24 protein-coding genes are annotated in these 24,115 nt (G+C 62.7%); 18 read left to right on the top strand and 6 right to left on the bottom strand.

Annotated elements, in window-relative coordinates; translation table 11 throughout:
- On the top strand, nt 1-512 hold a 512-nt coding region (locus B5V02_RS30170; RefSeq protein WP_111547623.1), incomplete at its 5' end, for a class I SAM-dependent methyltransferase.
- A gap of 43 nt (nt 513-555) precedes the next feature.
- Here the strand turns inward: B5V02_RS30170 and cobF are convergent.
- Nucleotides 556-1,335, bottom strand: a complete 780-nt coding sequence (cobF, locus tag B5V02_RS30165; RefSeq protein ID WP_111547622.1) for a precorrin-6A synthase (deacetylating) — start codon at nt 1,333-1,335, stop codon at nt 556-558.
- Nucleotides 1,336-1,466: 131 nt separating this feature from the next.
- Between cobF and B5V02_RS30160 the strand changes: the two genes are divergently transcribed.
- The 6 genes from B5V02_RS30160 to B5V02_RS30135 all read left to right on the top strand — a co-directional run bounded on the left by B5V02_RS30160 (nt 1,467) and on the right by B5V02_RS30135 (nt 7,160).
- The gene (locus B5V02_RS30160; RefSeq protein ID WP_111547621.1) at nt 1,467-2,483 is read left to right on the top strand and encodes a DUF4424 domain-containing protein; all 1,017 of its coding nucleotides are present in this window, start codon (nt 1,467-1,469) and stop codon (nt 2,481-2,483) included.
- Nucleotides 2,483-3,001, top strand: a complete 519-nt coding sequence (locus tag B5V02_RS30155; RefSeq protein ID WP_111547620.1) for a dihydrofolate reductase — start codon at nt 2,483-2,485, stop codon at nt 2,999-3,001. Before B5V02_RS30160 ends, B5V02_RS30155 begins: the two co-directional genes overlap by 1 nt.
- Before the next feature lie 150 nt (nt 3,002-3,151).
- Nucleotides 3,152-4,267, top strand: coding sequence for an FtsH protease activity modulator HflK (gene hflK / locus B5V02_RS30150; RefSeq protein ID WP_111547619.1), 1,116 nt, complete (start codon nt 3,152-3,154; stop codon nt 4,265-4,267).
- Nucleotides 4,267-5,235 (top strand): protease modulator HflC, encoded by a 969-nt coding sequence (gene hflC, locus B5V02_RS30145; RefSeq protein WP_111547618.1) that lies wholly within the window; start codon nt 4,267-4,269, stop codon nt 5,233-5,235. Before hflK ends, hflC begins: the two co-directional genes overlap by 1 nt.
- A 6-nt stretch (nt 5,236-5,241) precedes the next feature.
- Nucleotides 5,242-5,430 (top strand): DUF2065 domain-containing protein, encoded by a 189-nt coding sequence (locus B5V02_RS30140; protein ID WP_095087125.1) that lies wholly within the window; start codon nt 5,242-5,244, stop codon nt 5,428-5,430.
- Between the two features lie 212 nt (nt 5,431-5,642).
- On the top strand, nt 5,643-7,160 hold the full coding sequence (locus B5V02_RS30135) for a DegQ family serine endoprotease (protein WP_111547684.1): 1,518 nt from the start codon (nt 5,643-5,645) through the stop codon (nt 7,158-7,160).
- A gap of 46 nt (nt 7,161-7,206) precedes the next feature.
- Here B5V02_RS30135 and B5V02_RS30130 read toward each other — a convergent pair whose 3' ends face one another.
- Both B5V02_RS30130 and serB read right to left on the bottom strand, forming a co-directional pair.
- Nucleotides 7,207-7,779, bottom strand: a complete 573-nt coding sequence (locus tag B5V02_RS30130) for a GNAT family N-acetyltransferase (protein ID WP_111547617.1) — start codon at nt 7,777-7,779, stop codon at nt 7,207-7,209.
- A complete protein-coding gene (gene serB, locus B5V02_RS30125) occupies nt 7,776-8,663 on the bottom strand; it encodes a phosphoserine phosphatase SerB (RefSeq protein WP_111547682.1) in 888 nt (295 codons plus the stop codon). Before serB ends, B5V02_RS30130 begins: the two co-directional genes overlap by 4 nt.
- Between serB and miaA the strand changes: the two genes are divergently transcribed.
- Nucleotides 8,653-9,621: a tRNA (adenosine(37)-N6)-dimethylallyltransferase MiaA gene (miaA, locus tag B5V02_RS30120; RefSeq protein WP_111547683.1), complete on the top strand. Its 969-nt coding sequence runs from the start codon at nt 8,653-8,655 to the stop codon at nt 9,619-9,621. The genes serB and miaA overlap by 11 nt on opposite strands.
- Nucleotides 9,622-9,750: 129 nt before the next feature.
- The gene (locus B5V02_RS30115) at nt 9,751-10,542 is read left to right on the top strand and encodes a GGDEF domain-containing protein (protein WP_111547616.1); all 792 of its coding nucleotides are present in this window, start codon (nt 9,751-9,753) and stop codon (nt 10,540-10,542) included.
- Between the two features lie 211 nt (nt 10,543-10,753).
- Here B5V02_RS30115 and B5V02_RS30110 read toward each other — a convergent pair whose 3' ends face one another.
- Nucleotides 10,754-12,589, bottom strand: coding sequence for an ATP-binding protein (locus B5V02_RS30110; protein WP_111547615.1), 1,836 nt, complete (start codon nt 12,587-12,589; stop codon nt 10,754-10,756).
- Nucleotides 12,590-12,744: 155 nt separating this feature from the next.
- On the opposite strand from B5V02_RS30110, the gene B5V02_RS30105 reads away from it, so the two are divergent.
- From B5V02_RS30105 to B5V02_RS30095, 3 genes are read left to right on the top strand one after another with little or no spacing between them, the layout of a single operon-like run.
- Nucleotides 12,745-13,308 (top strand): XRE family transcriptional regulator, encoded by a 564-nt coding sequence (locus B5V02_RS30105; RefSeq protein ID WP_111547614.1) that lies wholly within the window; start codon nt 12,745-12,747, stop codon nt 13,306-13,308.
- A gap of 4 nt (nt 13,309-13,312) precedes the next feature.
- Complete coding sequence (locus B5V02_RS30100; protein ID WP_111547613.1) at nt 13,313-13,621, top strand: hypothetical protein; 309 nt, start codon at nt 13,313-13,315, stop codon at nt 13,619-13,621.
- 52 nt (nt 13,622-13,673) lie between these two features.
- Entirely contained in the window at nt 13,674-14,201 is a 528-nt protein-coding gene (locus B5V02_RS30095) for a GNAT family N-acetyltransferase (RefSeq protein ID WP_111547612.1), read from the top strand.
- A 4-nt stretch (nt 14,202-14,205) separates the two neighbouring features.
- On the opposite strand, the gene B5V02_RS30090 is transcribed toward B5V02_RS30095, so the two are convergent.
- Nucleotides 14,206-15,090 (bottom strand): LysR family transcriptional regulator, encoded by an 885-nt coding sequence (locus B5V02_RS30090; RefSeq protein WP_111547611.1) that lies wholly within the window; start codon nt 15,088-15,090, stop codon nt 14,206-14,208.
- A gap of 120 nt (nt 15,091-15,210) precedes the next feature.
- Between B5V02_RS30090 and tmpA the strand changes: the two genes are divergently transcribed.
- Nucleotides 15,211-16,362: a 2-trimethylaminoethylphosphonate dioxygenase gene (gene tmpA, locus B5V02_RS30085; protein WP_111547610.1), complete on the top strand. Its 1,152-nt coding sequence runs from the start codon at nt 15,211-15,213 to the stop codon at nt 16,360-16,362.
- Nucleotides 16,359-16,943 carry a (R)-1-hydroxy-2-trimethylaminoethylphosphonate oxygenase gene (gene tmpB / locus B5V02_RS30080; protein WP_111547609.1) on the top strand — a complete coding sequence of 195 codons (585 nt, stop codon included), beginning with the start codon at nt 16,359-16,361 and terminating at the stop codon, nt 16,941-16,943. Before tmpA ends, tmpB begins: the two co-directional genes overlap by 4 nt.
- Nucleotides 16,944-17,202: 259 nt before the next feature.
- On the opposite strand, the gene B5V02_RS30075 is transcribed toward tmpB, so the two are convergent.
- Complete coding sequence (locus tag B5V02_RS30075) at nt 17,203-19,005, bottom strand: NAD(P)/FAD-dependent oxidoreductase (RefSeq protein WP_111547681.1); 1,803 nt, start codon at nt 19,003-19,005, stop codon at nt 17,203-17,205.
- Between the two features lie 353 nt (nt 19,006-19,358).
- Here B5V02_RS30075 and B5V02_RS30070 point away from each other — a divergent pair, with 353 nt between their 5' ends.
- The 4 genes from B5V02_RS30070 to B5V02_RS30055 all read left to right on the top strand — a co-directional run bounded on the left by B5V02_RS30070 (nt 19,359) and on the right by B5V02_RS30055 (nt 24,054).
- Nucleotides 19,359-20,597 carry a DUF6600 domain-containing protein gene (locus tag B5V02_RS30070; protein ID WP_245446267.1) on the top strand — a complete coding sequence of 413 codons (1,239 nt, stop codon included), beginning with the start codon at nt 19,359-19,361 and terminating at the stop codon, nt 20,595-20,597.
- A gap of 256 nt (nt 20,598-20,853) precedes the next feature.
- Nucleotides 20,854-22,635 (top strand): acetolactate synthase 3 large subunit, encoded by a 1,782-nt coding sequence (locus B5V02_RS30065; protein WP_111547607.1) that lies wholly within the window; start codon nt 20,854-20,856, stop codon nt 22,633-22,635.
- 83 nt (nt 22,636-22,718) lie between these two features.
- Nucleotides 22,719-23,291 carry an acetolactate synthase small subunit gene (gene ilvN, locus B5V02_RS30060; RefSeq protein WP_111547606.1) on the top strand — a complete coding sequence of 191 codons (573 nt, stop codon included), beginning with the start codon at nt 22,719-22,721 and terminating at the stop codon, nt 23,289-23,291.
- Between the two features lie 166 nt (nt 23,292-23,457).
- Nucleotides 23,458-24,054: a LysE family translocator gene (locus tag B5V02_RS30055; RefSeq protein WP_111547605.1), complete on the top strand. Its 597-nt coding sequence runs from the start codon at nt 23,458-23,460 to the stop codon at nt 24,052-24,054.
- The last annotated feature ends 61 nt before the right edge of the window (nt 24,055-24,115 follow it).

Below are 24,115 nucleotides of genomic sequence, written 5' to 3'. Positions count from 1 at the left end.
TTGATTGTTGCCTGAGCAGTCACTGTATCGAGCATCAACCAGACCTGATCCGCCATCTGAACCAGGTCGCGAGGATTCTTGTGCCGACGGGCAGATACCTCCTGATTATCCCGGACAAGCGCTACTGCTTCGATCATTTCATTCCAGAGAGTTCAATTGCAGATTTCATCAACGCTCGGGGCAACAGGGTTCACAGCGCAAAGAGCGTCATCGAACACATAGCTCTAACCACGCATAATGACCCGGTTCGCCATTGGATCGGCGATCACGGGGTACCAAAATTTCGGCATGACCTGACCACTGTTTCCTCGGCCATGAGTGCGCATGACAATTCCGGCGGAGCCTATATCGATGTTCACGCATGGCAATTTACACCCCAAAGTTTCCGCTCGGGAATAGAGGCACTTTCCAATCTCGGCCTCATTGGGCTGGACGTGGAGCAAGTCTATTCCACGCCGCACAACACCTTTGAATTCTGCGCGATCTTGAAGCGACGGACTTCTGCAGGCTGAGACTTTAGTGCGGATCGAGATTCGGCGCAGCGATTCTTAGAATTCACCGATCATCCTCAGGCTCGCCAGGCTTGCGCAGCAGATACGTATCCATGATCCAGCCCTTATGCCGGCGGGCTTCCTCGCGGACCCTCTCAATCTCCGGGCCGATATCACCGATCCGGCCCGAGAAAATAATTTCGTCCGGCGTGCCGAGATAAGCGCCCCAATGGATAACGACTTCCTTGTCGGCAAGCGTGTTGAAGGCGCATTTCCCGTCCAGCATGACGACGGTGCTGCCGGCATTGTTGGCCAAGCCCTCCTGGGTGAGGCGGCGGCCGGTGGTGATCAGGACGGAATCGCCGATGCGGTTCAACGCCATGGCATGGCTGGCGGCAAGCGCCTGGATAGCGGTGATGCCTGGAATGACCTCCAGTTCGAACGCGACATTGCCTCTCAGGCGCACGCGCTCGAGGATGCGCAGCGCACTGTCGTAGAGCGAGGGATCGCCCCAGATCAGAAAGGCGCCGCAGCCATTTTGCGCAATCTCGTCGCGGATCAGGGCTTCGTAGATGGCGGCGATGGCCTCGTGCCAGTCGTCGACCGTCGAGCGGTAGGAGGGCGCCGGCTCGGCGCGCACCGGCACGTCGAATTCGACGCGGCGCGACTTCGGGTTGGTGACAAAGCGGTCGCAGATCTGGCGGCGCAAGTCGGCAAGGTCGTTCTTCTTCGCGCCCTTGTCGGGGATGAATAGCACGTCGGCGCGGTTGAGGCCGTTTATGGCCTGAACGGTCATATGGTCGGGATTGCCGGCGCCGATGCCGATGACGAGAAGCTTGCGCATGGTGCAAACTCCTGCCCGATCGGAACCTGTTAGTCCAGACCGCTTGGGCGCGCCCGCGGATGCGGAAGGGCTTTGAAACGCCACATTGAAACGGCTAGGGTCACGTGGGCATTCTAGCCGAGGGGGCTTCCATGTTGCGATATGTTCTGACCGCCGTGCTGGCCCTGTCGGCCGCGCCTGCATTCGCCAATGATTCAGTTGCCGAGCTCGGCACTGGCGGCCTGATCCTGTCGCGCAGCGACGCCGTGTCGATGCAAAGCGAGGACCTCTTCATCTCGCCGGAAAAGGTGACGGTCGACTACGTCTTCCACAACAACATCGACAAGGACGTCGACGCGATCGTCGCCTTCCCGATGCCCGATATTTCTGGCGATCCCGAAGAAATGCCGGCGATCCCGGAAGATCAGAGCGACAATTTTCTCGGCTTCGAGGTGACCATCGACGGTGTGGCCGCCAAGCCGCAGCTCGAGCAGAGGGTGTTCGCGCTCGGCATCGACATCGGTGCCGACCTCAAGGCGCAGAATGTGCCGTTCAACCCGTTCGGCGACGCGGCAAAGGCCGCATTGGCACAGCTGCCGCAAGCGGTGGCCGATGACTGGGTCAACCGCGGCATCATCATCGAGGACACGATTGACGACAGCGGCGGCGCGAAACCCAACTATGCGCCGTTCTGGCAGTTGCGCTCGACCTATTGGTGGCGCTCGACCTTTCCGGCCAACAAGGACGTTCATGTCTCGCACCGCTACAAGCCAAGCGTCGGCGGCACGTCTTCGGTCAGCTTTTTCTTTGACGGCAAGTTCCAGGGCCAATACGCCACCTACAAGACCCGCTACTGCATGGACGACACGTTCGAGAACGCGGTGCGCAAGGCGGCGAAGGACGATCCCGACGGCTACCCGAGGTACAACGAAAGCCGCATCGCCTATATCCTGACCACCGGCGGTAATTGGGCGGCGGGCACCATCGGCAAGTTCAAGCTGACGGTCGACAAGGGCAATCCGAAAGCCCTGGTCTCGTTCTGCGGCGACAATGTCAAAAAGGTCGGACCGACGACTTTCGAGATGACGGCGGACGATTTCTATCCCGAGCACGACATCGATATCCTGTTGCTCGAACCGTTAGACAGCAATGGTGGAGCCGCTAACTGATGCACGTCGCAATCTATGTCGCTATTGCCGAGAACGGCGTGATCGGACGGGATGGCGGGCTGCCCTGGCGGCTGTCCACCGATCTCAAGCGCTTCAAGGCCGACACGATGGGCAAGCCGATCATCATGGGGCGCAAGACCTATGAAGGCATTGGCCGGCCGCTGCCGGGCAGGCTGAACATCGTGGTCACCCGCGACAAGGCCTGGCGCGCCGAGGGCGTCGAGGTCGCGCATTCGCTCGAAGCGGCGATTCAGCTGGCGACGGTGCGCGGGCGCTGCATGGCCGGTGTGGACGAGGTCTGCGTCATCGGCGGCGGCGAAATCTACGCCCAGGCGCTGCCGCTGGCCGACCGGCTGCACGTCACCCATGTGCTGGCAACGGTCGACGGCGATGCGCATTTCCTGCCGATCGATCCCAATTCCTGGCGTATGGTCAGCTCACAGGAGGTTCCAGCCGGGGAAAAGGATAGCCACGCGACGCGCTATTCGGTTTACGAGCGCCGCCGCGACGTGCATTGAAAGACGACAAAGGGTCGCGACCGGACCAAATCGGACGAAGTCGGCAACGCATCGCGTTGAAAGCGCCTCGCGGCGTCCCTATAGAAGTAACACACTGGATTTCGCGCCGTAATACCGGCGCTTGAGGGAATTCCAAGCGAAAGGACATTCATGCCCTGGAACGACAAGAGCGGCGGTGGCGGCGGCCCATGGGGCGGCGGCGGCAACAATCAGGGACCCTGGGGGCAGGGGCCAAAGGGACCGAGCGGCCCGCAGGGCTCGCCTCCCGATCTTGAAGACATCATTCGCCGCGGCCAGGACAGGCTGCGGCGCGCACTGCCGGGTGGCGGTGGCGCAAGCCCGGCTGTTTTCGCGCTGATCGCGGCAGCACTCGTGGTGCTGTGGGCGTTCCAGGCGGTTTACACCGTGCAGCCCGACGAGGTTGCGGTTGAACTGCGCTTCGGCAAGCCGAAGGCCGAACTGTCGCAGCCCGGCCTGCATTTCCATTGGTGGCCGCTCGAAACCGTCGAGACCGCCAAGATTTCCGAACAGCTCGTCGACATTGGCGGCGGCAATACCAGCGGCAACGGCCTGATGCTTTCGGGCGACCAGAACATCGTCAACGTCCAGTTCTCGGTGGCCTATCAGGTCTCCGACCCCCGGGCCTATCTGTTCGACGTCTCCGATCCTGACGGCATGCTGCGACAGGTTGCCGAAAGCGCCATGCGTGAAGCCGTCGGCCGCCGGCCGGCGCAGGACATCTTCCGCGATGACCGCCAGGGCATCGCTGCCTCGGTTCGCGAAATCATCCAGACGACGCTGGACGGCTACAAGGCCGGCCTCAACGTCAACGCCGTTTCGATCGAGGATGCAGCACCGCCACGCGAGGTGGCCGATGCGTTCGACGAGGTGCAGCGCGCCGAGCAGGACGAGGACAAGTTCGTCGAGCAGGCCAACCAGTACTCCAACCAGAAGCTCGGCCAGGCACGCGGCGAGGCCGCACAGGTCCGCGAAGACGCGGCCGCCTACAAGAACCGGGTCGTGCAGGAAGCCGAAGGTGAGGCGCAGCGCTTCATCTCGGTCTATGACGAATATGCCAAGGCGCCGGATGTGACACGCAAGCGCCTCTATCTGGAAACCATGGAGAGGGTTCTGAAAGATTCGAACAAGGTGATCGTCGAGCAGGGCAACGGGCAAGGGGTCGTCCCCTATCTGCCGCTGCCGGCATTGCAGCCGAAAGCGGCGGCGCCGGCCGCCCCTGCTGCGGTTACGGGAGGTAACCAGTGATGGCCAACCGTCTTCCCATCATCGTCGTCGCAGCGGCCGTCATCCTGTTCCTGCTCTATTCGTCGGTCTTCGTGGTCAATGCGCGCCAGCAAGCTCTTGTGCTCAGGTTCGGCGAGATCGTCGACGTCAAGAGCGAGCCCGGCATCTACTTCAAGGCGCCGTTCTCGTTCTTCGACGCCGATACGGTGCAACTGATCGAGAACCGGGTGCTGCGCTTCGACCTCGACAACATCCGCGTCCAGGTGTCGGGCGGCAAGTTCTACGAGGTCGATGCCTTCATCGCCTATCGCATCTCGGATCCGCGCGTCTTCCGTGCCGCCGTGTCCGGCCAGATCGAACTGGCCGAAGCGCGGCTCAGGACGCGTCTCGACGCTGCCTTGCGCCGTGTCTACGGTCTGCGCGATTTCGAGGCCGCACTCTCCGAACAGCGCGCCGTGATGATGCGCGAAGTCCGCGATCAGCTCCGGCCCGACGCTACGTCGCTCGGCCTGCAGATCGAGGATGTCCGCATCCGCCGCACGGACCTCACGGCCGAGGTCTCGCAGCAGACCTTCGACCGCATGAAGGCGGAACGCCTGGCAGAGGCTGCCCGGCTGAGGGCACGCGGCAACGAAGCGGCACAGCGCATCACGGCTCGCGCCGATCGTGAAGTGGTCGAGATTGTCGCGGAAGCGCAGAAAGAGTCGGAAATCCTGCGAGGCGAGGGCGAAGCCCAGCGCAGTGCCACCTTCGCGGAAGCGTATCAGCGCGATCCGGCCTTCTTCGACTTCTACCGGTCGATGAACGCTTACGGTACGGCGCTGGACAACTCCGGGACGACCATGGTGCTGTCGCCGAACTCGGAGTTCTTCCGCTTCTTCCGCGACCCCGACGGCAAGGAGGGGCCTGCTAAGCCGGTTTCGCCTGCGCCAACCGCTCCGGCGACGGCACCTGCCGCGCCGGCGGCACAGCCCAGCACCGGCCAGTAGCGGTCGGTGCAGGATTTTCTCGCCGCCATGGGCCTCGTCCTTGTGATAGAAGGTCTGGTCTATGGCGGCTTTCCCGGCCTTGCCAGGAAGCTGGCCACTGAAGTGCTGTCGCTGCCCGAGAATGCGTTGCGGATCGCCGGGCTGGCGGCGATTGCCATCGGTGTCGGCATCGTCTGGCTGGTACGAAGCGGGTGAGGACGGCGAGCTTCGGCTTTCGGAATACGAGCTTCGATCCACGGGATACGAGGTTCGATCCCTGGATACGAGGTTCGATCCTCGGGATAACGGATGATTTATCCTCTGCCGATAGTCATAGCCGCAAACGTGCCGTATTTTTTGCCAACATGGCGCGACGCGGCGTTTTCGTCGAAGCGCTTTTCTTTTCAGGAATACCGGGAGGCTTCTCGATGACATCCAATATCCTTTTGCGCGCGGCGCGGCGAACGTTCATCGCCGGCGCGGCAGCACTTCTTGTCAGCGCCGCCGCTGTCCCATCCTCCATGACGCCGACATTTGCTGCCGACGGGCCTGCTTCGGTCGCCGATCTGGCGGAAGGCCTGCTTGGCGCGGTGGTCAACATCTCGACCTCGCAGACCGTGAAGGGTACCGAAGGTCCAGGCGCGGTGCCGATGCCGCAGTTGCCCGAGGGTTCGCCCTTCCAGGATTTCTTCGACGATTTCTTCAAGAACCGTGGCGGCGACAAGGATAATGGCGGGCAGAAAGTGCAGTCGCTGGGTTCCGGCTTCGTCATCGACGCGGAGCAAGGCATCGTCGTCACCAACAACCACGTGATCGCTGATGCCGACGACATCGAGGTCAATTTCTCCGACGGCATCACCTTGAAGGCGACGCTGGTCGGCACCGACACCAAGACCGATGTCGCGGTGCTGAAGGTCGACCCGAAGGGCCACAAGCTGACGGCGGTGAAGTTCGGCGATTCCACCAAGATGCGCGTCGGCGACTGGGTGATGGCGATCGGCAATCCGTTCGGCCTCGGCGGCACGGTGACGGTCGGCATCGTTTCGGCCCGCAACCGCGACATCAATTCCGGTCCCTATGACGACTTCATCCAGACCGACGCCGCGATCAACCGCGGCAATTCCGGCGGCCCGCTGTTCAACAGCGCCGGCGAGGTCATCGGCATCAACACCGCGATCATTTCGCCGTCAGGCGGTTCGATCGGCATCGGCTTCTCCATTCCCTCGCAGCTGGCCTCCGGCGTCGTCGACCAGTTGCGCCAGTTCGGCGAGACGCGGCGCGGCTGGCTCGGCGTGCGCATCCAGCCGGTGACCGATGACATTGCCGAGAGCCTCGGCATGGCCACCGCCAAGGGCGCGCTGGTCGCCGGCGTCATCAAGGGCGGTCCTGTCGACAACGGCACCATCCAGGCCGGCGATGTCATCATCAAATTCGACGGCAAGGACATCCATGAAATGCGTGACCTGCCGCGCGTGGTCGCCGAAAGCCCGGTCGGCAAGGCGGTCGATGTGCTGATCGTGCGCAAGGGCGTCGAGCAGACCGTGAAGGTGACGCTCGGCCGGCTCGAGGATGGCGAAAAGCTCGCCAGCGGCGAGGACGGCAGCAACACCGACCAGGATAAGGGTGACAAGGCTCCGGCTGTCTCGACGGCTTCGGTGCTCGGCATGACCGTCGGGGAGCTGAACGACGAGACGCGCAAGAAGTTCAGCATTGCCGCCGACGTCTCCGGTGTCGTCATCACCGATGTCACCAAGGACTCGGCTGCCGCCGAACGCGGCATCCAGCCGGGCGAGGTGATCACCGAGATCGCACAGGAATCGGTCGCAACGCCCAAGGACGTCATGGACCGGATCGGCGCCTTGAAAGAGCAGGGGCGCAAGAACGCGCTGCTGATGCTGGCGTCGAAGACCGGTGAGCTCAGGTTCGTGACGATCCGGATGGACTGAGGTCCGGAAAGCCTAGCAATCGATTGATCTTCAATGAAAAGGGCGGCTAGCGAGCCGCCCTTTTTCGTGCCTGCCAGTCCTGGCGCGACAGCCTGTAGAGGACATGCCGTTTGAGATGAGGATGGCTGTCAGGGACCTCAGGATGGTCGAAATCGCTGGCCGGGTCCGCGCTCATGCCGAGGCGTTTCATGACGGCGGTGGAGCGATGGTTGTCGTAGACCGCGAAAGACACGATTTCGTCCAGGCCAAGCGTTTCGAAACCGTAGGCCAGCCAGGCCTCGGCCGCCTCGGTGACGTAGCCCTTGCCCCAGAATTCCGGAGCAAGACGCCAGCCGATCTCGATCGTGCCGGCAGATAGGACGTCAATATCTTCTGTTCCGGTTATTCCGACAAAGCCGATGCACTCCCCAGTGGCCGCAATCTCGACCGCGGCAAAGCCATGACCATCCTCATCGACCCAAGCACGGACTTCGTCCATCTTAGCGTCCGCCTGCGCGCGGTCGCGGCGGAAGGGAAAGAATTCCATGACCTGTTCGTCGGAATTGATCCGGTGGAACAGTTCGCGATCGCGATCCTCCCAGTTGCGCAGGATCAGGCGCTCGGTACGCATTGGTTTCATTGCACAAACTCTTCTTGCCTGTAGCCCTGCACATAGAGCAATGCGGTCAGGTCGCCATGGTCGATGCGAACCTTTGCCTGTGCCGCCACGGTCGGCTTGGCATGGAGGGCGACGCCGGTGCCGGCCAGCCGGATCATGTCGAGATCATTGGCGCCGTCGCCGACGGCAATGGCGTCAGTCGGCGTCAGGCCGAGGCGTGTCGAAATCTCGATCAGCGCATCGGCCTTGGCGGCGCGGCCGAGTATCGGTTCGCCGACCAGCCCGGTGAAGCGGCCGTCCTGTTCGAGCAGGCGATTGGCGCGGTTCTCCTGGAAGCCAAGCATGGCAGCAATGCGCGTCGTGAACACCTCGAACCCCCCAGACACCAGCGCCGTCCAGGCGCCATTGGCCCGCATGGTCCGCACCAGCACGCTGCCGCCCGCGGCCAGCGTCAGGCGATTGGCGACGATGCGGTCGACCACGGCGGCGTCGAGGCCCCTCAACAACGCCACCCGCTCGCGCAAGGCCGGTTCAAACGCGATCTCGCCGTTCATCGATCGCGCGGTGATGGCCGCAACATGATCCTTGACGCCGATCTCGTCGGCCAACTCGTCGATGCATTCCTGGTCGATCATGGTCGAATCCATGTCGGCTATGAGGATCTTCTTGCGGCGGGTTTCCGCCTGCTGGACGATCACGTCGACCGGTTCAGTAGCGAGTGCGGTGCGCAAGGCGGCACTCGTCTCGGCGGCGTCAGCCTCCTGCGGCAAGGCAAGATCGCAGGCAATCCCGTCGGCAAGCCAGACAACAGCGCTTGCGCCGACCGACCGTGACGCCATATTCGCAAGCGAAAACGACAAAGCGCGATCGGCGGGACGGGAAACAAGCGTGGCGATAAGCGGCATGGAGCATTCCGGCGGACGGGCGGGCGAGGCCCGCGTGAAGAACACGATCCTGATAGCCGGGCCGACCGCCAGCGGCAAGTCGGGGTTGGCGCTCGAACTGGCCGAGCGCAAGGGCGCCGTCATCGTCAACACCGATTCCATGCAGGGCTATTCGGTGCTCGACGTGCTGACCGCCCGGCCGGGGGCGGCCGACCTTGCCCGCGCGCCGCATTTTCTCTACGGCCATGTCCACCCGGCCACAGCCTATTCCACCGGTGCCTGGCTGCGCGACGTGATGAAGCTGATCGACGACGGTGCGCTCTCCGGGCGACCTGATGGCACGTCCTTCGAACGGCCTGTTATTTTTGTCGGTGGCACCGGGCTCTACTTCCGCGCGCTTGCCGAGGGCATTTCGGAAATGCCCGACATTCCGCAGCGGGTCCGTGACCGCTGGCGCTATGAGCTGAAGGAGCAGGGCGCCGTCAAGCTGCACAGCCTGCTGCTGCGCGAGGATTCGGCGTCAGCCATGATGCTGAAGCCGACCGACAGCCAGCGCATCGTGCGGGCACTGGAGGTGCTCGAAGCATCGGGCCGTTCGATCCGGGAATGGCAGGCGGAGCGCGGCCGACCGGTCATCGACAGGCAGAGCGCGCGTTTCTTCGTGATCGAACCGGACCGGGCGGCACTGGTCGACCGCATCGAAAAACGGTTCGACCAGATGCTGGACAAGGGAGCGCTGGACGAGGTCAAGCGACTATCGGCGCTTGGCCTCGATCCCGAATTGCCGGCGATGAAAGCGATCGGCGTTCGCGAACTGCAGGCCGCAATGGCTGGGGAGATTGGCTTTCCGGAGGCGATCGAGCGCGCCAAGATCGCAACCAGGCAATATGCCAAGCGGCAAACGACCTGGTTCAGGCATCAATTGGGGCCGGAATGGCAAAGATTGCGCCCCGGTGATGATCTGGAAACCACGATCTGATCGCCTGTTTCCATTGCAACCTGAAAAGTTTATCTGCAAGGAAAGGTTCCCGTTGGGGTTGTCCAAATTAACCCTCCGTAAGCCCGCCCATGCCATAAGGTCACTGGGCACTTTTCCATCGGGGAGCAGATGCGTTTCCACAAGGCGGAATCAGCATTTTTCGTCTTTATCTTCGTGATCCTGGCCGCGGGCCTGGTGACGCTGCATGCCTATGGGCTGCTGCAATCCTTCGCCACCGAGCTGCATACGGCTTCGGGTATGGACAAGGTCATCTATCTCAACAAGCTGCTGTTCGCGACAGGCGTGCTTTTGGCCACGGCGCTGTTCTTCGGCATTTTCTTCATCTATCCGCTGATCCGCAAACAGGCGACGGAGGAAGGCAAACTGCGCGCCATGACGGTTTCGCTCAGCGCCCGCTCGGAGACGCTTGAGCACGCCGCCCTGACCGATGGCCTGACCGGCATGCAGAACCGGCGCTATTTCGACGATGCACTGAAGGAATATCTCGAGGAGTTCCGGCGCATCGAAAAGCCAGTCGGGCTGATGATCCTCGACCTCGACCATTTCAAGCAGGTCAACGACACCCATGGCCATGATGTCGGCGATGAGGTGCTCAAGGCGGTCGCGAGCTGCCTCAGGGACATGACACGCTATCACGACGTGGTGGCGCGATTGGGCGGCGAGGAGTTCGCCGTGGTCACGCCCAACATGGACACCGAACTGCTGGGCAAGTTTGCCGAGCGCATCCGCAAGGCGATCGCCAACATGTCGGTTCTGTCAGGCAATGTCCGCCTCAAGATCACCACCAGCGTCGGTCTGGCCGTCTGGGACCGCAAGGAAACGGCGGAGGAGTTCTATCGCCGCGCCGATCGCCAGCTCTATGAGGCGAAGAGGCAAGGCCGCAACCGCGTCTGCGCCTAAAATCCCATCATTGAATTCGTGAGGCTGGCCGTTTGATGCCGACTTCTGTGCTTCCGGTGCTCACGGACTAAAAGTCCGCTCCGCTCCGGTTCTCGACGTCGACACCAACCGACTCAGCCTGACGAATTCCCTGACGGGATTTATCCAAGCTGGCCAACGCTTTACGTGACTTCTCGGAACTGTCGGCAGTGATAGGTGACGCGCGCAGCGCTCAATCGTTTTGCGGGCGCAGGCCGAAGGTCGCGGGCTTGAGGCCGTAGCGCATGTCGAAATCGTCATCCGATTGCACCCGGGTGGTGGCTGGCGGCTTGCGGTAGTCGGGATCGCCGGCCTGGCGGCCTGAATCGACGACTTCGGCGAAGGCCATCGCCTGCTGTGTCGGTTTCGGCACGTTGCGCAGCCGCTCGACGATCGCCACCAAGTCGATATCGTCGCCTGACTCCGATGACGCGGCCTCTTCGCGCTTGGCTGTGCCGGGGAGCAATTCCGAGGACAGTTTTTCGAACTTCAGCCGCATCGTCGTCGCCACGCCTTCGCCGAAGGCAATGGCTTCGCGCTGACCCATGGACGACAGGAAAGCCAGCGTCGAGGCCGAGGAGTCGGCAATCGCCGAGCGGATGATCGCCTGGTCCTGCTCATTGGCAAGTCGCATGGCGAAGAAGGTCGAGCATTGCGACAGGATGGTCGGGTCGAGCTCGCCCGGTCGCTGGGTGACGACGCCGAGATAGCAGCCATATTTGCGGCCTTCCTTGGCGATGCGCGACAGCGCGTGCCTTGTCGGCGCGAAGCCGAGACGCGGATCGGCCGGCATGTAGCGGTGCGCTTCTTCGCACAAAAGCAGAAGCTGCAGCTTGCCCTCGCTCCACAAAGCGAGGTCGAAGGCCAGGCGCGCCAGCACCGAACAGACGGAATTGACCACTTCGGACGGCATGCCGGCCATCTCGAAGCAGGTCACCGGGCGACCATGATGCGGCACGCGGAAGAGGTTGCCGATCGTCTCGTGGATGGTATCCTCGATCAGGCGCGAGTTGAACATGAAGCGGTAGCGTGGATCGGCCGCCGCCGATTCGACGCGCGTCTTCAGGGATTTCAGCGTCGGGCGATCGGTCTTGCTCTCGAGCATGCCCATACGCTCGTCGATCTGCTTGATGAGGTCGGCGATGCGGTAAGGCACCGGCGTATCGGCGGTCAGCGCATCGCTGCCGCGCCTGATGTAGCTGCCCGAATTCGGGTTGCGGTAAAGGTTCTTGGCGGCGGGGATGAGGTCGCGCAAGGCGTCGATCTCTTCCGGCACCGTCTCGCGGCCGCGGAACAGCACCTCGGCGAACTCTTCCAGCCTGAACATCCAGAACGGAAGGTCGAGCGTCTTGGAATCGACCCTGACGCAATATTCGGGCAGCGACGCGGCGAACTCGTTGTGCGGATCGAGGATCAGGATGCGCAGGTCCGGCCGCGCCGCGATCGACTTGCGCAGCAGCAACGAGACGGCGGTGGATTTGCCGACACCGGTGGTACCGACAATGGCGAAGTGACGCGCCAGCGTATCGTCGATGGCGATGTTGGCGGCGATCGTCTCGTCCTGCGAGAGTGTGCCGATAGTGATCGAATGACGCCCGGCCAGATCATAGACCGCCTGCAGGTCACGGGTGCGGATGCGATGGGCGATGGCGCCGATATGCGGATAGGTGGTGATGCCGCGATCGAAGATCGGCTTGGCGCCCGGCTCTGCTGCGTCGCGGACTTCGCCGATCAGTTCGATGCTGACCTCGATCGGGTTTTGGCCTTCATTACTCCAGGCGCGGTCCGACTTGCCGATCCCGTAGACCAGGCCGACGGTTCGCGTGGATCCGAGATTGATGGAAATCATCTTGCCGACCGTCCACAGGCCGGTCACCGCGCCGTCAACATCGTCCGCATAGGCGCTGATGGTGGCGCGCGCACCATCGCATTGCACGACATTGCCCAGAATGCGCCTGTCGTTCTGCTCTGCGGTGCGGCGCTCCTGCGATGTCGGTTCTCCAACGGAGGCTTCGCGTTCGACATACATGGACAGGCCAATCCCCATTTCCCCTGGAGCATCAACCCTACAGGAACGGGGTTAAGGCGGGGTGAGGTCGGATGGTGTAGAGAGGATTAAGCGACCCGTGAAAATTGTCGCGAGACGGCTCTTCTCCATCGCCAGAATTTCGCTATAATGGACGTATGGATGATATAGCGAACGATATTTCCTCGACCATCGGCAGAAGAATTCATGCCGAGAGGATCATGCGGGACTGGTCGCTGGCCGAGCTTGCGGAGCGGTCCGCGGTGTCGAAGGCGATGCTGAGCACGATAGAGCGTGGCAAGACCAGCCCGACGGCGGCGCTTCTGGTGCGCATCGCGGCGGCCTTCGGCATGACGCTGTCGACGCTCATCGCGCGCGCCGAATTGCAAGGCGGCGGGCTGCTGCGCGAAGCCGATCAACCGGTGTGGCGAGATCCCGATACCGGCTATGTCCGGCGGCATCTGTCGCCCGCCTCGGACATGCCGCTGGAACTGATCAGGGTCCAGTTGCCGGCGGACGCCAGGGTCAGTTTTCCCGCCGCGTCCTATGCCTTCATCAAGCAGCAGATATGGCTGATTTCGGGGCGACTCGACTTCGCCGAGGGCGATGTGGTGCACAGGCTCGAACCCGGCGATTGCCTGGCGCTCGGCGCACCGTCGGACTGCACCTTCCATGCCCTTGAGCCCGGTGCCGACTATCTCGTCGCGCTGGTCAGGGGTTGAGCTCATGGCCAGACGACCAAAGCGCTCCCACAATGGGGGGCCGCCTCTCGATGAGTACAAGGGGCCGCCATGGGGCAACGGCGATCCCTACATCTTCCTTGCCTGGCAGGCCGCTCATGCCAAGGCGTGGAAGGCACCAAGCCGCGAGGTCATGCTGCTGCGCATGGACAAGGCCGAGCGGCTGGGCCTGACCTATGAGGAATACACGCTCGAGATTCTGGAGCGCGGGCGGCATCTCAGGGAAGAAGACACCGAACGCATCGGCGCCATCAAGGCGGCACGAAAGCGCCGCCGCGTGCGCCATCTGGACTGACGGCGATGTGCTCGCATCAGCCGTGCCATCACAATCACGGGACATCACGCGCATGAACTCGATCGAGATCGGAACACTGACCCCGGCTGCTGAGACGCAGGACATGCTGGCCGAATTGCTGGTCGCAACGGTAGCGGCCGGTGGATCGGTCAGTTTCATGCATCCGCTGGCACCGGACGCGGCAAGCGCGTTCTGGCAGAAATCGCTGGCAGCGGCGGCAAGAGGGGAAAGGGCGGTGCTTGGAGCCTGGCACGGCGAGGTCCTGGTCGGTACTGTCACCCTGTTGCTCGACTGTCCGCCCAACCAGCCGCACCGGGCCGAGATCGCCAAGCTGATGACCCGCTTCGATTACCGGGGCAGGGGTGTGGGAACGCGCTTGATGCGGGTCGCCGAAAGCCTGGCCGTCGAGAAGGGCCGCACGCTGCTGGTTCTCGATACGGCGACGGAGGAGGGTGCTTCAGGCCTCTACGAGAAGCTCGGTTTCACGCTGGCGGGCGAGATACCGGACTATGCCCTGAAGCCGCATGGCGGGCTGACCGGTACGCTCATCTACTGGAAGCGTATCGAGCCAACCTCGTAACCAGTCACGCCGACCCTGAACCGGAGAGGCGCGACAGCAGCCACTGGCGGAAATCCTGCTCGGCGCTGGTCAGGCGCGCGGTCGACGCCTTGGTCAGGAAATGCCCCGAAGTGCTGGAGAGTTCGAAGGCGGAAAGCTGGACCAGGGTCTTACTGTCGAGCGCCGCATCGACCAAAGGCCGTGAGCCCAGCAGCACGCCGGCGCCGGCGCTCGCCGCTTCCATGGCGGCGACGAAACTGTCGAAGCGATGCGATCGCCTGGGGTGGCCGGCCAATCCTGAGGCCGCGAACCATTCCGCCCACATCTCGCGCGCGCCGGCAACCAGAAGCAGCGGCAGGGAGGTCCAGTCGGCGCCGCTCGCCAGGCCGGGGGCGGCCACCGGCACGAGCCGTTCGGCGGTCAGCCTGTCGGCTTCGCGTCCGGGAAAGGCCCCGTTGCCGAAACGGATGTCGAGCGCCGAGCCCGGCAGGTCGTAGTCGGTCGGTCGGTGGATCGTCACGAGGTCGAGCTGGATGCGCGGCAGCGCCTTGGCCAGATCGGGCAGTGCCGGAACGAGCATCAGCAAGGCAAAGGAGATCGGCGCTCGAATGGTCACGGTCTGGACGGCGCGCGGCTCGAACAGTTCCGCGGTGCTGCTGCCGATGGTGGCGAAAGCCGACTGGATGTGGGGCAGGTAAGCCGCACCTTCTGGCGCCAGCGCGACGCCACGCGCCAGCCTGGAGAATAGACGCGTCTTCAGCCGTTCCTCGAGAAGCCGGATGTGCTGGCTGACCGCCGCCTGGGTCAGGCCAAGCTCGGCTGCTGCGGCGGTGAAATTCGACAGCCGCGCCGCGGCCTCGAAACTGCGCAGCCAGTCTAGCGGCGGCAAGGGCGGGATTGTTCGAGCCATTAGTTTTTTAATGTCATTGGCCAAAAAAGGATAATTTGAATTATGCCTGTCGCGCGGTCAACATGCAATCGAAACCCACGGGCCGGGCCGTGGGAACAAAACGAACAGGAACGGATCTCCATGCTTACCCACGCGCTGATCGGCGACGAAGGCGGAACAATCGAACTTGGCTGGAAGGACGGGACGCGCACCCGCTTTCACGCTATGTGGCTGCGCGACAATGCGTTGGACGACAAGACGCGCAGCGCCGGCAATGGCCAGCGGCTCATCACCATCCTCGACATACCCGCCGAGACCAAGATCGGCGCGGCGTCGATCAAGGGCGACGCCCTTGAGGTCAGCTTCGTGCCGGAAGGGAAGACGGTGAGCTTTCCCGCAGCTTGGCTGAGCGCCAATGCCTATGATCGCGCCGCAGCCCGCCAAGCTGGCTGGACAGGCGAGGACATTGTTCGGTGGACCAAGGCGACGATGCAGAATTCTGTGCCGCGCGCCGGTTACCCTGCTGCCAGCCGCGATCGCGCGGTGTTGCGGCAATGGCTGTTGGCGGTGAAAGCCTATGGCTTCGCGGTGATGGACGATCTGCCGACCGAATCCGGGGCGCTCTGCAAAGTGTCCGATCTGTTCGGCTATATCAGGGAGACCAATTACGGGCGCTGGTTCGAAGTGCGGGCCGAGGTCAATCCCAGCAATCTCGCCTACACCAATCTCGGCCTCCAGGCGCACACCGACAATCCCTATCGCGATCCGGTGCCGACGCTGCAAATCCTGTCCTGCATCGAAAATACGGTGGAGGGTGGCGAGTCCAGCGTTGTCGACGGGTTTGCCGTCGCGGCCGCCTTGCAAGCTGAGAACCCCGAAGGCTTCCGGCTTTTGAGTTCATGCCCGGCGCGTTTCGAATATGCCGGCTCGTCGGGCGTGCGGCTGCAGGCGAAGCGTCCGATGATCGAGCTCGGGCCCGATGGCGAACTGATCTGCATCCGCTTCAACAACCGCTCGCTGGCGCCGACAGTCGACGTGCCGTTCGCCGACATGGAGGCGTACTATGCCGCCTACCGCCGGTTTGCCGAGCTGATCGAGGATACATCCTTCGAAGTGACCTTCAAGCTCGAAGCCGGGCAGGCGTTCATTGTCGACAACACGCGCGTCATGCATGCGCGCAAGGCGTTTTCCGGCACCGGCAAGCGTTGGCTGCAGGGCTGCTACGCCGACAAGGACGGCCTACGGTCGACGCTCGCGGCGATCGAACACGGTTTCAAGGAGGCGGCGGAATGAGCGGTCGGGACCTGAACACGGATAACATCGTCGAGTTCATCGCCGATATTTTTGAGCGCCGGGGCGCGGAATCCTATCTCGGCGAGCCCGTCACCATGTCGGAGCATATGCTGCAGGGCGCGTGGTTCGCGGAGCAGGACGGCGCGCCGGACGAGCTGGTGGCGGCGGCCCTGCTGCACGACATCGGCCACTACACCAGCGAGTTCGGCACCTATTCGCCCGAGGATGTCGAGGACAAGCATCATGACGAAGCTGGTGGCGAGGTGCTGGCGCCGTTCTTTCCGCCGGTCATCGTCGAATGCGTCAGGCTGCATGTTTCGGCCAAGCGCTACCTCTGCGCCACCGACCCGAGCTATTTCGGCAAGCTTTCGCAGGCCTCGGTGCATACGCTGTCGCTTCAAGGCGGGCCGATGAGCGCCGATGAGGTGGCCGAGTTCCGCAAGAATCCCTTCCACGAGGAGGCGGTTCGGGTCCGCATCTGGGACGAGAGCGGCAAGATCGCCAACATGAAGACACGGACGTTCCGCGATTACGTGCCGCTGCTGCAGCGGGTCGTTCGCGACTTTCGCGATCGCGCCTGACGGCGCCTACCGGGAGGCACAGATGTGTTTCTGTTTCGACGGGCAAGGTGCGGTGACCCCACATAAGTCCGACAACTGTAGGGAGCGCGGGCATACAGCAGGCGCTCCTGCAGCGTCGCTGAGCGCCTCTCCCGGCGAGCCACGTCGTCTCGATGCGGCCAGCAAGCCCGAACGGGTCGAAGCTTTGCCCATTCGCAATTGACAACGATATGGGCTGGAGGTGCGGCATCAGCCGCACCTCGCTTGGTGCCTTAATTGACTATCCCTTGTGGTGGACTTTTTGCAGCCCGTAGACTGGCGTCGGCAGTCCCGCCTGTCTGGCCTTCAGTTGCAGCGACAGGAACTGCGAATAGTGGCGTGACTGGTGCAGATTGCCGCCATGGAACCACAGCGCCTCCTGCTGCGTCGGTTTCCACATGTTGCGCAATTCGCCCTCCCATGGACCGGGGTCCTTGGTGGTGTTCGAGCCGAGGCCCCAGCATTTTCCAACCTTGTCGGCGACGTCCCTGGAGATCAGGTCGGCCGCCCAGCCATTCATCGAGCCGTAGCCGGTGGCATAGACGATGACATCGGCGGGTAATTCCGACCCGTCGCTGAGCAGCACCGAATGCTCCTTGATCTCGGTCACGTCGACACCGCTTTTCAGCTTGATCGAGCCATCAATGATCAGATCGGAAGCGCCGACGTCAATGTAGTAGCCCGAACCACGCCGCAGATACTTCATGAACAGGCCTGAATCGTCATCGCCCCAGTCGAGCATGAAGCCGGCCTTCTCCAGACCCGTGTAGAATTTTGCATCGCGCTTCTTCATCTCGGCGTAAGCCGGGATCTGAAATTCGTGCAGGATCTTGTAGGGCAGGGAGGCAAAGACGAGATCGGCCTTGGCTGTGGTCATGCCGTTCTGAACCGCCTGCTCCGAATAGAGGGACCCCAACCCGATTTCCATCAACGTGTCGGACTTGACGATGTGCGTGGTCGAGCGCTGCACCATGGTGACGTCGACGCCTGCTTCCCAAAGTGCGGCGGCTATGTCGTGGGCGGAATTGTTCGAGCCGACGACAACAGCTATCTTGCCGGCATAGGCATCGGGGCCGGGATGCTTCGAGGAGTGATGCTGATCGCCCTTGAAGGTTTCCATGCCTTTGAATTTCGGCACATTGGCCTTGCCGGATTGTCCCGTGGCCAGAACCAGTTGCTTCGGCTTCAGCGTGATGTCCTTGCCGTCGCGGTGGACGACCACGGTCCATTCCTTCGTCTTGTCGTCATAGGAGGCGCTCCTGGCCTCGGTCGAGGACCAGTAATTCAGCTCCATCACCTTGGTGTACATTTCCAGCCAGTCGCCGATCTTGTCCTTGGGCGAGAAGACCGGCCAGTTCTTCGGGAAATCGACATAGGGCAGATGGTCGTACCAGACCGGATCATGCAGGCAGAGTGACTTGTAGCGCTTGCGCCAGCTGTCGCCGGCCCGTTCGTTCTTCTCGATGATGATCGTGGGAACGCCGAGCTGCCGCAGCCGCGCGCCGAGCGCGATGCCGCCCTGGCCGCCGCCGATAATGACCGTATAAGGCTGCGTCTTGAAGCCGAGTTCGGCGGCTTCCTTCTCGCGTTCTTCCTTCCATGTCGGGCGGTTCTTGCCCGAGCCATGTTTGGCGCCCATCGGTCGCGCGAAACCCGCCGGCTCCTCGTGACCCTTCAGCTCGACCATTGTGGTCAGCAGCGTCCAGATCTTGCCGTCCTTCAGCCTGACATGGCCGAAGCCACGCGCCACCTCTGTCTCAAAACTGATCCAGCCGTCGATCAGCCCGCCGCTCTCGGTCGCGTCCTCACCCTTGGCGATGGCAAAGTGGGAGGGCTTGGTCTTCGACAACTGGCTTTTCAGCATGTCGCGGACCTGGTCGCGACCCTCCATGGTCTTGATGTTCCAGGTGAAGGTGACGAGGTCGCGCCAGTAACAGTCCTCCTGAAAGGAATCGACCGCCTTCTCGATGTCATTGGCGGCCAGGGCGGCGCCGAATTGGTCGAGCAGGTCGGACAGTTTCTTGTTTGGGGCCTTGTCGAGCATCAGCTTTCCTCCCGTGAAATCCAGATCGTCATGGTGGCTCCGCCGGACGTGCCGGCCGGACGATGAAGTATCGGCAGAGATGACGGCCTTCGTCACGCCCCACCATAGTTTCCAGTGGTTTCAATGGTTTGTCCGGGAATTGAGGTCACCAGGCCGGTTTCGGAACGTCCTGACGGAGGGCGTTGGGACAATGCCGCGCCGGTGCTGCGCCGGTCGCGCAAACGTGATGGTCATATGCCGCAATGCGGCCACGGAGGCTAAGGACAACCGATCGGTGAGAAGGCCGGGAAGCGGTGGCGGGCAAAAGGGCGGTTCCCCAGGGATTTTCTCGATGCGGAACTCTGGAGCCCGTGATGCCCGTTAAACAAGCGTTTTCACGTCACTGTGTCGGCCGGCGCGGACGCGCCGCGGCAATGGCTCTGGTCATGGCCCTGAGCGCGACCTTGACCAGCCCGCTGGTGTTGCCGGGAATCCAGGCCGCGCATGCGGCGGAGATTTCCGTGACCATCCGCGAGAGGCTTTCAACCTATGGCGGATGGCGGACCTCCAACCGCTTCGGCGAGGTCTGGGTTCCGACGGTCCGTGCCGAGTGGCGGCCCTACACCGAAGGCCGATGGGTCTGGACCGACGACGGCTGGTACTGGGAATCCGCCGAGCCGTTCGGCGATGTCGTCTACCACTACGGCCGCTGGGCCTATGATCCCGATTTCGGCTGGGTGTGGATCGCCGGGGACCAATGGGCGCCAGCCTGGGTGGTCTGGCGCCAGGGTGGCGACGATGTCGGCTGGGCGCCGGCGCCGCCCGATGTCGACGTCGCCTTCGACGATGCCTGGTGGTGTTTCGTGCCGGTAGCGGCGATCGGCGCGGTCGATCTGGTCAGGGTGGTGCGGCCTGCCACTGAGAATGTCGTCATCGTGCGCAACACGACGATCATCAACCAGACGGTGGTGGTCAACAATGCGCCGCATGTGCGGCTCGGCAACCAGGTCGTCGCGATCAATGCCGGACCCAGGCTGCAACAGTTCCCCAAGCCCGTGATAGCCTCGATCAAGGCGGCAAAATTGGCTCCGCCTCGCAAAGGTGTGATCGCCACTGCGCGGCTCGATACGTCGAGGGGCGCGGAGATCAAGAAGCTGGCCGGCAATGGAGCGCCGAACGTGACGGCGGCCAATGCGAGCGGATCGACCGTTTCGGGCCATGGTCCGAAGGCGCTGACCGGCAACAAGGCGATTTCCCCGGGTGCTGTGACAGCGGGTAATCCTGCTGTTGTGAAGCCAGGTGTACGCAAGCGGATGGTCGCCAGCAACGGCGTGAAGGCCGATACACTCAAGGTCCATGCCAACAAGACCGCAGGCGACGGGCATGTCGTCGTAAAGTCGTCGCCCAACTCCGTTCCGCCCAAGTCGATTTCCGGGCAGCGTCTCGCGCGCGGGGGCGGGCCGCAAAAGCCGCATCAGCAGGCGCTGGCAATGCGCATGTCCCAGCACAATGGTCCGGCGAAAGTCGCGCCTCACCACCCGCCGGCAAAGATGCAGGCCAGGAAGGTGTCAAAATGTGATCCGCACGTTTCCCGCTGCAAGGCGCCGGGCTGACCACCAGAGTCGCGCCGGCATGCTCCGTGTCGGCGCGATTTTTCCCGTTGACAGGCTGCCTTTCCCGCCCTTAGTGTCCGCCACCATGAAAACGGCACTCATTCTCGTAGGAAAGCGCGTGGGCAAGGCGGTGTAACCGCCGGGCGAAAACCTCCCATGCGCAACACACAGGCTCCCTCGGGGGCCTTTTTTATTGCCTGAAACACGACTAAACGACCAGCAATCGCCAGATGGCGGACAGTACGGGACCAGACCGATGAGCAACGGACAGAGTGAGCGGCGCGAAATGACGGGCGCCGAAATGGTGGTGCAGGCGCTGAAGGACAATGGCGTCAAGCATGTCTTCGGCTATCCGGGCGGCGCGGTTCTCCCGATCTACGACGAAATCTTCCAGCAGGACGAGGTCGAGCACATTCTGGTGCGCCACGAGCAGGGCGCCGGCCATGCGGCCGAAGGCTATGCGCGCTCGACCGGCAAGGCCGGTGTCATGCTGGTGACCTCGGGACCTGGCGCCACCAATGCGGTGACGCCGCTGCAGGACGCGCTGATGGATTCGATCCCGCTGGTCTGCCTGACCGGGCAGGTGCCGACCTCGCTGATCGGCTCCGACGCTTTCCAGGAGTGCGACACGGTCGGCATCACGCGCCCCTGCACCAAGCACAACTGGCTGGTGAAGGACGTCAACGAGCTCGCCGCGACCATTCATGAGGCCTTTCATGTCGCGACCACCGGCCGCCCCGGTCCGGTCGTGGTCGACATTCCGAAGGATGTGCAGTTCGCCAGGGGTTTTTACGTCTCGCCGCAGATCGCGCCGCGCACCAGCTACCAGCCCAAGGTCCAGGGCGACCTGGAAAAGATCAAGGCGGCGGTCGAACTGATGGCCAGTGCCAAGAAGCCGATCATCTATAGCGGCGGTGGCGTGATCAATTCGGGTCCGGAAGCAAGCCATTTGCTGCGCGAACTGGTCGATCTCACCGGTTTCCCGATCACCTCGACGCTGATGGGGCTCGGCGCCTATCCGGCATCGGGCAAGAACTGGATGGGCATGCTGGGCATGCACGGCACTTATGAAGCCAACATGGCCATGCATGATTGCGACGTGATGATCTGCATCGGCGCGCGTTTCGACGACCGCATCACCGGGCGGCTGACCGCGTTCTCGCCGAACTCGAAGAAGATCCACATCGACATCGATCCGTCGTCGATCAACAAGAACGTTCACACCGAAGTGCCGATCATTGGCGATGTCGGCCGGGTGCTGGAGGATATGGTGCGGCTGTGGCGGGCGACCGCCAAGACCGACAAGAAGGCGCTCTACCCCTGGTGGGAGCAGATCGCCAAATGGCGTGCGCGCGATTCACTGGCCTTCAAGATGAACAACGACGTGATCATGCCGCAATATGCCATCCAGCGGCTCTACGAACTGACCAAGGGCATGGACACCTACATCACCACCGAGGTCGGCCAGCACCAGATGTGGGCGGCGCAGCACTATCATTTCGAGAAGCCGAACCGCTGGATGACGTCAGGCGGGCTGGGTACGATGGGTTATGGCCTGCCGGCAGCCCTCGGCGTGCAGATCGCGCATCCCGACGCGCTGGTCATCGACATCGCCGGCGACGCCTCGGTGCAGATGACGATGCAGGAGATGAGCGCTGCCGTGCAGCACGACGCGCCGATCAAGATCTTCATCCTCAACAACCAGTATATGGGCATGGTGCGGCAGTGGCAGCAGCTGCTGCACGGAAACCGGCTGTCGCATTCCTACACCGAGGCGATGCCGGACTTCGTCAAGCTGGCCGAGGCCTATGGCGGCCACGGCATACGCTGCGAGAAGCCGGACGAGCTGGACGACGCGATCAAGGAGATGATCTCGGTCAGGAAGCCGGTGCTGTTCGATTGCCGCGTGGCGACCCTTGCCAACTGCTTCCCGATGATCCCGTCGGGCAAGGCGCATAACGAGATGCTGCTGCCGGACGAGGCGACCGACGAGGCGGTGGCCAACGCCATCGACGCCAAGGGCAGGGAACTGGTGTAGTCCGCCTGGTCGAGGCAGGGCTGTCGCAAGAAGCCGTGCGAAAACAGATGGTTAGTTAAAAGTTTGAAATCGAGATTCATGTCATGAACGCACAGCTACAACCGACCGGCTCCGCCTACTTCATCGCCAAGGAAACGGAAAAGCCGGAGAACCACACGCTTTCCGTGCTGGTCGACAACGAACCGGGCGTGCTTGCCCGTGTCATCGGCCTGTTCTCCGGGCGCGGCTACAACATCGAGAGCCTGACGGTTTCCGAGACCGAACACGAGAAGCACCTGTCGCGCATCACCATCGTGACGCGCGGCACGCCGCATGTGCTGGAGCAGATCAAGCACCAGCTCGAGCGCATCGTGCCGGTCCACCGCGTGGTCGACCTGACCGTGCGTTCGCGTGAATCCGGCCAGGAGCGGCCGCTGGAGCGGGAGCTGGCGCTGGTCAAGGTGGCCGGCACCGGCGAGGCCCGCGTCGAGGCACTGCGACTGGCCGACGCGTTCCGCGCCAGCGTCATCGACGCCAACACCGAGCATTTCATCTTCGAGATCACCGGCAAGGGTACCAAGATCGACCAGTTCATCGCCATCATGAAGCCGCTCGGCCTGGTCGAAATCTGCCGCACCGGCGTGGCGGCTTTGAACCGCGGCCCGCAGGCGATGTAGGACTTCGGCGCTTTGCGCTTCCGAAGAGTTAGGCTTCTGGTCCCGCTACGCGCCAGCCGTGGCCTTTGCGTCTCCTGATATAACAAGACAATAGTGCTGACTTATCTGTGCATGTCGCCGACCCAAAACCGTTGGGCACCGAACGACATGCATTCGGGAGGATATCATGTCGTTTGACGCGTTCCTTGCCCTGCTCGTCTACGCCTTGGTGACGTCGATCACGCCGGGGCCGAACAATCTCATGCTTCTGGCATCGGGGGTGAATTTCGGCATCGTCAGAACGGTTCCGCACATGCTTGGCATCAGCATCGGTTTCCTGGTGCTGCTGGTGGCCGTGGGGCTTGGCCTTGGTGCGGTGCTGACAGCGTTTCCGGTGCTGCATACGGGATTGAAGATCGCCGGTGGCGCCTATCTGCTGTATCTCGCGTGGAAGATCGCCATGTCGCGCACGTTGACCGCCAAGGGCGAGACGAAGCGGCAGCCGATGCGCTTCATCGATGCTGCGGCTTTCCAGTGGGTCAATCCCAAGGCATGGGTGATGGCGATCACCGCCATGGCCGTCTACACCAATCCGGAGCATCCGTTCCTATCGGTGGTGTTGATCTCGGTAGCCTTCACCGTCGTCAATTTGCCGAGCGTCTCGGTGTGGGCGGGTTTCGGCACCGCGCTGCGCGGTTTCCTGTCGGACCCGGTGCGCCTGAAATGGTTCAACATCGCCATGGGCGTGCTGCTGGCGGCGACGTTGTGGCCGATGCTCCGCTAGGTGTCGACATTCAGGTGATGCCGGCCTGACCTGAAATCCGACCCACCTTAGTCGGCTGCAC

The sequence above is a fragment of the Mesorhizobium kowhaii genome (assembly GCF_003253745.1).
GTDB lineage: Bacteria > Pseudomonadota > Alphaproteobacteria > Rhizobiales > Rhizobiaceae > Mesorhizobium > Mesorhizobium kowhaii.
The sequence above is the reverse complement of the archived record's forward strand: the minus strand, read 5'-3'. Positions and strand labels throughout refer to the sequence as shown.